Here is a 6,530-nt window from a genome sequence, read left to right as displayed (position 1 = left end):
GCACAAACTATTTTACACTACCCCATACATCACACGTTCTTCAGCAACCCATTTTTCCACTAGAGCCCGAGACTTTTCCACTCGACTGCAATATTCATCATCAAATTCAACTTTAGCACCAAATCTAGCAACATCCACCAAATCTTGTATGCTCATTTTTTCACCAAGAATGACAGTAGCTGTCTGAGCAACATGTTTTCGTTTTTCCGTAATACTGCCTCCTACTTAAGAACTAATGTTCATATGTTCTTACTAATTAAATAGTCCTTTGTATGTCATAGCATCTTTCTTTGGTTTTTTTGTTTTGCTAACTTAAATTATACCAAAGTTTGATGCTATTTTATTGTCAAGATACTATTTTTATTACATCGTTACTTGATTTTTCGGGCTTTCACTCAACTTTCCTTGCATCAGCTGCACTGTTCTTAATTTGCCTGGTTTTATTTTTTTCATTAAAGAACCACCGGAAAAATCGGCAGAAAACGCCATGAGTTTATTAAAAGTTCCATTGCTTCGTAATATGTTGATCTATGCTTCATTTGTTTCCATGGTCATTTTAGTTTTACAGCCTATTATGACAACTTATATCTCCAGTTTGTCCGATAATATTGACAATATTATTTTCATATCTGGATTTGTTTTTTCTTTAGGCGGTTTTGCCAGTGTTATTTCCGCACCATTGTGGGGACATTTCGGCCAGCACCACGGATTTTTCATCTCTATGATTTTATCCTTGGGTTTAGCTGGTGCTTGCACTATACTGCAGGCATTGCCCAGCGATTTATATCTTTCTACGGCAAGTCAATTTGCCGTAGGCCTTTTTGCCAATATGGCATTAATCTTTCTATTAATGCCATATTGGCAAAAAATACAGATTCACACACAAAAGGCCGTATTTGGGGATTAATGTTTTCAGCTCAGCAGATCGGTTCTATGACTGGTCCTATTTTAGGCAGCATTATTGCGACTTTTATTGGCATGAAATTTGTCTTTATAATTGCTGGCTTGATTTTAATTGTAATTAGTATGCTTGCCCGCCAACAACAAGCTAAATATAATTAACGATAATGATTTATAATTCAGGTGATAATTTCGATGCACGGCAGTGCTGATACATTAGTACCTGTAAATTCTATGGAAAAATTATATACTGCCTGTCCATCATATAAAAAATTACATATTTTCCCAAACGTTCAGCACGCTGTAGCTATTGCTGCTGATCCGAATGAATACTACAATGTGTTGAAACAATTTTTGATAAATATCGGCATAATGAAATAAATTTTAATAAAAAGTATTGACATGGAGTTAACTCCAAATAGTAGACTATTCTTGTCAGTAATAATTGGCAAAAATATTAATACGAAAAGGATGTAACAATATGAGTTATACAATGTATGTACCGACAAAAGTTTTATTTGGCGCAGGTATGCTGAATAAGCTGCATGAACAAAATTTACCCGGTAAAAAAGCAATGATCGTTATTTCAAATGGTAAATCAACGCGAGCTAACGGATATTTGGAACGCACTGAAAAAGAGCTTCATCAAAAAGGTATTGAAACTGCCGTATTTGACAAGGTACAGCCAAATCCACTTAAATCGACAGTAATGGCTGGAGCAAAATTTGCAAAAGAAAACAATTGCGATTTCATTGTTGCATTAGGCGGCGGCAGCTGCATGGACTCATCCAAAGCGATGGCTATTATGGCTACCAATGAAGGTGATTTGTGGGATTATATAGCCTCCGGAACTGGCAAAGGCAAAGAAATTAAAAATAAATCACTGCCGGTAGTAGCAATCACAACTACAGCCGGTACAGGATCTGAATCTGACTGGGGTGCAGTTATTACTAATGAAGAAACAAATGAAAAAACCGGTTTCGGCGGAGAATATCTTTTCCCTGTACTGGCGATCGTTGATCCTGAGCTTATGAGTTCAGTGCCGCCTAAATTCACAGCTTATCAGGGATTTGACGCATTATTCCACAGCGTTGAAGGATATATATCTTCTGAAACCAATCTCATGAGTGATATGTACGCCATCACGGCAATTGAAAATATTGGTAAATATTTGCTGAGAGCTGTCAAAAATAGTAAGGATATGGAAGCACGCGAAAGGGTGGCATTTGCCAATTCGTTATCCGGCACAGTCATGTGTGTTGGTGCCTGCACCAGTGAACATGCATTAGAACATGCTTTATCTGCTTATCACGACAAGCTGCCGCATGGTGCCGGCCTTATCATGATAAGCTGCGCATATTACAAACACATTGCTGACATACATGCTGCCGATGATAGATTGGTTCGTATGGCACAAGCATTAGGCAATAAAGATGCTAAAGAACCAATTGATTTTGTACGCACACTGAAAAAATTACAGGACGATTGCGGCGTCGGAGAACTTAAAATGTCTGAGTATGGTATCACTCCTGATGAGTTCCCCAAAATGGTTAAAAATGCCAAGGATACAGCAAAGTTCTTGTTTGCTACCGATCGTAAACCGCTTTCAGATGATGACTGCGTAAAGATATACCAAGCCTCATTTAAATAATAAACAGATTTATAGCAAAATGCTGTCTGATTTTTAACGCAGCATTTTGCTATAACTTTGACAGATGATGATGTGGAATTTCTAGAAGAATTATATATTCCCCACAATATAGTAAGTGCACTGGACAAAAATTAAGTCGGTAATAATTAAAAAACGGAGAAAATATGAATAAAATGATTGTAGTGTATTATTCATGGTCGAATGGAAATACAGAAAAAATAGCTAAATTAATACAAAAAATTACGGCTTCTGATATTGTACATATAGAAACGTTAAAACCTTATACTGGAAACTATAAAGAAGTAATAGAACAAGGAAAAAGAGAAGTAGAAAGTAGGTTTAAACCTGAAATTAAATCATTGTTAGTTGATTTTGAAAATTATGATGTTATTGTAATTGGAACTCCAACCTGGTGGTACACAATGGCTCCAGCTGTTTTATCATTTCTTAATAATCAGAACTGGTATGGTAAAATTATCATTCCGTTCATTACTGATGCCGGCTGGCCTGGACATGTTATTGACGATATAAAGAAAACCTGTCAGGGTGCTGAATTTGCTCAAGAAATGGAAATTCGTTTTGATTCTAATGGCGGCAACCATATGGAAACAGCAGAATCTAAAATTGAAGAATGGATCATGAAGATAAAACACACTTTTTTAAAATAAAATATTGTGTTTTCCCATAATCAGCTAACAATATTAATATTACCTTACTATAAGTAATTTTTGTTTTACCAAAATAAATATATACCAAGTCGGAAGGGTGTTGACGATGAAAGAATTAAGCGTATTTTCAATAGGAGGAAAAAATGATTTATATACAAAATATTTTACAGGCCAAAGTTATTTAAACATGCTATCATTGGAGCAGATCATTGTGGGAAATGTAACTTTTGAACCTGGCTGCCGTAATTGGTGGCATATACATCATGCCAAAACAGGAGGTGGGCAGATGCTTCTCGTTACGACAGGCAGAGGCTATTATCAAGAATGGGGAAAAGAAGTGCAGGAATTGCATCCCGGTGATGTAGTACATATTCCAGCTGGTGTAAAACATTGGCATGGTGCTGCACCAGACAGCTGGTTTGCTCATTTAGCCATTGAGGTTCCCGGTGAAGAAACTTCAAATGAATGGTGCGAGCCTGTCATTGATAGCGAATATAAGAAATTAAAATAACTTATGATTGCTCAATCTGATAAAGCCACGAAAATCTACCGAATAAGATAACATTCCATGGCTTTAATTCAAACATTAATATTATTTTTCAAAATAAATAAACTGGGGAGTTACTAAAAAAATGAAGCTTCCATATTTTTTATTTAAAAGATTAGTCTGCCGCTATCCTAACAGTCGACCACATCGGCATATTCCGATAGAAAAAATAAATTTGGCAGATATTATGAATGTGAAAACGCCCCGATGCGTTTGGTTCGGTCATTCTACGGTTTTTATACAAATAAATGGGAAAACAATTTTATGTGATCCGGTTTTCTATAATCTTTTTTGGTTATTTTCAATTTTTACAGGAAGGCGTTTTACCGAAGAATTACCTTTATCAATAAAGGAATTCCCCCAGATAGATATTCTGCTTTTGTCACATGATCATTATGACCATATGGATTATCGTTCTATCAAGGACATTCAGTATCATGTTCAAAAATTCTGTGTTCCACGCGGTGTAGGAGCACGGCTGCGGAAATGGGGAATCAAAAAACAAAAAATTGTGGAACTGTCCTATGGTAATACTTTTTCGGAATTCGGAATAAATTTTACTTGTACACCCAATCAGCATTTTTCGGGAAGAAGCTTGTTTGACCGCAATAAAACGCTATGGTGTTCCTGGGTTATTGACAGTGGTAAAATCAAAATCTTTTTTAGCGGAGATGGTGCTTATGGACCACATTTTAAAGAGATAGGCAGTCAGTATGGACCGTTTGATTTGGTATTTATGGAATGTGGGCAGGAACATGAATTTTCAATGAATGTTCACATGGTCCCTGAAAAAGCAGTACAGGCAAATATTGATTTACAAGGGAAGATTATGCTTCCCATTCATTGGGGAATATTCAGTCAATCAAATACTGACTGGACTCAGCAGATTGAACGCCTGCTAAAACAGGCACAGCTTATGTCGGTAAAAGTTACTACTCCTAAGATAGGTGAATTGGTCACAATCGGTAGTAATAATTATCCGCAGACGCTATGGTGGAATCTTTAATATTGCCATATAAAAAATTGATGTTGTTCCTTATATAATTTATTTGGAAAGGGAAATAATGAAGGTACAGTCCATTTTAAAAAATAAATACTATTTATATATGACAGAATTTTTCGCAGGAATGGCTGTTATGGCTGTTGAACTAGGAGCTAATCGTTTGCTGGCGCCGTATTTTAGTTCATCGCAAATTGTCTGGACCATTATTATTGGAACGATTATGATTGCCATGGCTGTTGCAATTATTGGGGTGGCCGCAGTGCTGATGCTCATCCTGATCCAGATCGGTTATATGTACATATTTTAGTTGCGGCCGTATGGATTTCTGCCATTCCACTGCTGGGCAAGTATATCATTTTGGGTATCTCTGGTTTGTTGATTTTTTCAATTAATACACAGCTTTTGACGATTGCAGCTTTTCTTACCTGCATGGTCATTTTCGTTTTTCCGCTGGTATTACTGGGAACGGTCATTCCATCTTTGGCAAAATATGCAACGGACAGTATGGAAAACACCGGTAAAACGGCAGGAATGCTGGGTGCATATAATACCATAGAAAGTATTCTTGGGACCTTTCTGCCTACCTTCCTTACCATTCCAACAGTGGGTACTGCTGTTACGTTTCTTATTTTCTCTGGTATTCTTTTACTGGTCAGTTCGATTTATTTTTTGAACACAGGAATCAAAAGAATAACTATTACGGCTGCAACTGTTTTATTTGTTGTATGTTCCGTTTTTGGTAATTCTGACAAATTTGCTTTTTGGGAAACAGATCTTCTTTATGAAGGAGAATCTGTATATAATTATTTACAAGTAAGGGATCGTGATGATAGTCGTATTTTATCGACGAATGTATTGTTTGGTGTGCAATCTATTATGAAAAAGAATAGTGAATTAACTGGAATGTACTATGATTATGCATTAGCCGCACCGATTATGGCTCAAATTCCAAAAGTAAAGTGAACCCCTTTGTCAAGACAGATTTTTTATAAAAATAAGTTAGGTTTCTGAAAGTAAAATTTTATAAATATCACCTGCCAGATGTGAAATATATTTTCTTCGGGGTATTATAATTCAAGCTTTGATGCAGTCGTTTTTCGTTGTAATAGGTCATATATTCATTTATGCCGATACGGACTTGTCTTGGTGATTCATATTCTTTTGGATACACATTCTCATATTTTACGGTACGCCACAAACGTTCAATGAAAATATTATCATAGGCACGTCCACGATGATCCATACTTATTTTACAGCCAGCATCAATAAAAATCTTCGTGTACCGTGGGCTGGTAAAATCACTACCTTGATCACTGTTCATAATTGTCGGAGTTCCTATCTGTAATGCCTTTCGACTCGTTTCTAGTACGAAATCGATATCCATTGTATCATCTAACATCCAAGCAATGACGTACCGTGAATACCAGTCAATAATGGCTGTCAGATACAGCCATGAAGAACGAATGGGATATATGTTATGTCAATACTCCAGACTTGATCAGAATCTTCTATTGTTAAGCCTTTCAGTAGATACGGATATATAGGGATTTGTGGATTGGTACGGCTGGTATTCTGACGAGGATAAATAGCCTGTATGCCCATTTGCTGCATACTTCATCTAAAATGTTAGCCAATACCTAACCTAAAAACAACTGGTTTTTATCTTGATTTATGGGTTCAGTATATACGTTTTTTTCTGATTATTGTAATTACTTTTAAAAAGTTGTATCATTAATATAAATATTTTTATAATAACAAGGG

11 protein-coding genes are annotated in these 6,530 nt (G+C 36.1%); 9 read left to right on the top strand and 2 right to left on the bottom strand.

Annotation, left to right across the window (positions count from 1 at the left end):
• Window positions 1–12 precede the first annotated feature (12 nt).
• On the bottom strand, window positions 13–156 hold the full coding sequence (locus I6751_RS06225; protein WP_196599021.1) for an aromatic amino acid lyase: 144 nt from the start codon (window positions 154–156) through the stop codon (window positions 13–15).
• A 331-nt stretch (window positions 157–487) separates the two neighbouring features.
• On the opposite strand from I6751_RS06225, the gene I6751_RS06220 reads away from it, so the two are divergent.
• The 9 genes from I6751_RS06220 (at window position 488) to I6751_RS06185 (ending at window position 5,732) form a co-directional block, all read left to right on the top strand.
• Entirely contained in the window at window positions 488–907 is a 420-nt protein-coding gene (locus I6751_RS06220) for an MFS transporter (RefSeq protein WP_196590741.1), read from the top strand.
• Window positions 859–1,062 carry an MFS transporter gene (locus I6751_RS06215; protein WP_196590742.1) on the top strand — a complete coding sequence of 68 codons (204 nt, stop codon included), beginning with the start codon at window positions 859–861 and terminating at the stop codon, window positions 1,060–1,062. The genes I6751_RS06220 and I6751_RS06215 overlap by 49 nt, the downstream gene beginning before the upstream one ends.
• Window positions 1,063–1,095: 33 nt before the next feature.
• Window positions 1,096–1,281 carry an alpha/beta hydrolase family protein gene (locus I6751_RS06210; protein ID WP_196590743.1) on the top strand — a complete coding sequence of 62 codons (186 nt, stop codon included), beginning with the start codon at window positions 1,096–1,098 and terminating at the stop codon, window positions 1,279–1,281.
• A 100-nt stretch (window positions 1,282–1,381) separates the two neighbouring features.
• Entirely contained in the window at window positions 1,382–2,551 is a 1,170-nt protein-coding gene (locus I6751_RS06205) for an iron-containing alcohol dehydrogenase (protein ID WP_196590744.1), read from the top strand.
• Window positions 2,552–2,715: 164 nt separating this feature from the next.
• Entirely contained in the window at window positions 2,716–3,219 is a 504-nt protein-coding gene (locus I6751_RS06200; protein WP_196590745.1) for a flavodoxin, read from the top strand.
• Window positions 3,220–3,325: 106 nt separating this feature from the next.
• Window positions 3,326–3,730, top strand: coding sequence for a cupin domain-containing protein (locus I6751_RS06195; RefSeq protein ID WP_196590746.1), 405 nt, complete (start codon window positions 3,326–3,328; stop codon window positions 3,728–3,730).
• Window positions 3,731–3,851: 121 nt separating this feature from the next.
• A complete protein-coding gene (locus I6751_RS06190; RefSeq protein ID WP_196590747.1) occupies window positions 3,852–4,772 on the top strand; it encodes an MBL fold metallo-hydrolase in 921 nt (306 codons plus the stop codon).
• 58 nt (window positions 4,773–4,830) lie between these two features.
• Complete coding sequence (locus I6751_RS13905) at window positions 4,831–5,076, top strand: hypothetical protein (protein ID WP_231037841.1); 246 nt, start codon at window positions 4,831–4,833, stop codon at window positions 5,074–5,076.
• The gene (locus I6751_RS06185) at window positions 4,965–5,732 is read left to right on the top strand and encodes a fused MFS/spermidine synthase (protein ID WP_231037842.1); all 768 of its coding nucleotides are present in this window, start codon (window positions 4,965–4,967) and stop codon (window positions 5,730–5,732) included. Before I6751_RS13905 ends, I6751_RS06185 begins: the two co-directional genes overlap by 112 nt.
• 67 nt (window positions 5,733–5,799) lie before the next feature.
• On the opposite strand, the gene I6751_RS06180 is transcribed toward I6751_RS06185, so the two are convergent.
• Window positions 5,800–6,219, bottom strand: coding sequence for an integrase core domain-containing protein (locus I6751_RS06180; RefSeq protein ID WP_269140843.1), 420 nt, complete (start codon window positions 6,217–6,219; stop codon window positions 5,800–5,802).
• Window positions 6,220–6,530: the final 311 nt, after the last annotated feature.

The sequence above is a fragment of the Pectinatus frisingensis genome (genome assembly GCF_015732285.1).
Taxonomy (GTDB): Bacteria; Bacillota; Negativicutes; order Selenomonadales; family Selenomonadaceae; genus Pectinatus; species Pectinatus frisingensis.
This window is presented reverse-complemented; position numbering and strand designations above follow the sequence as displayed.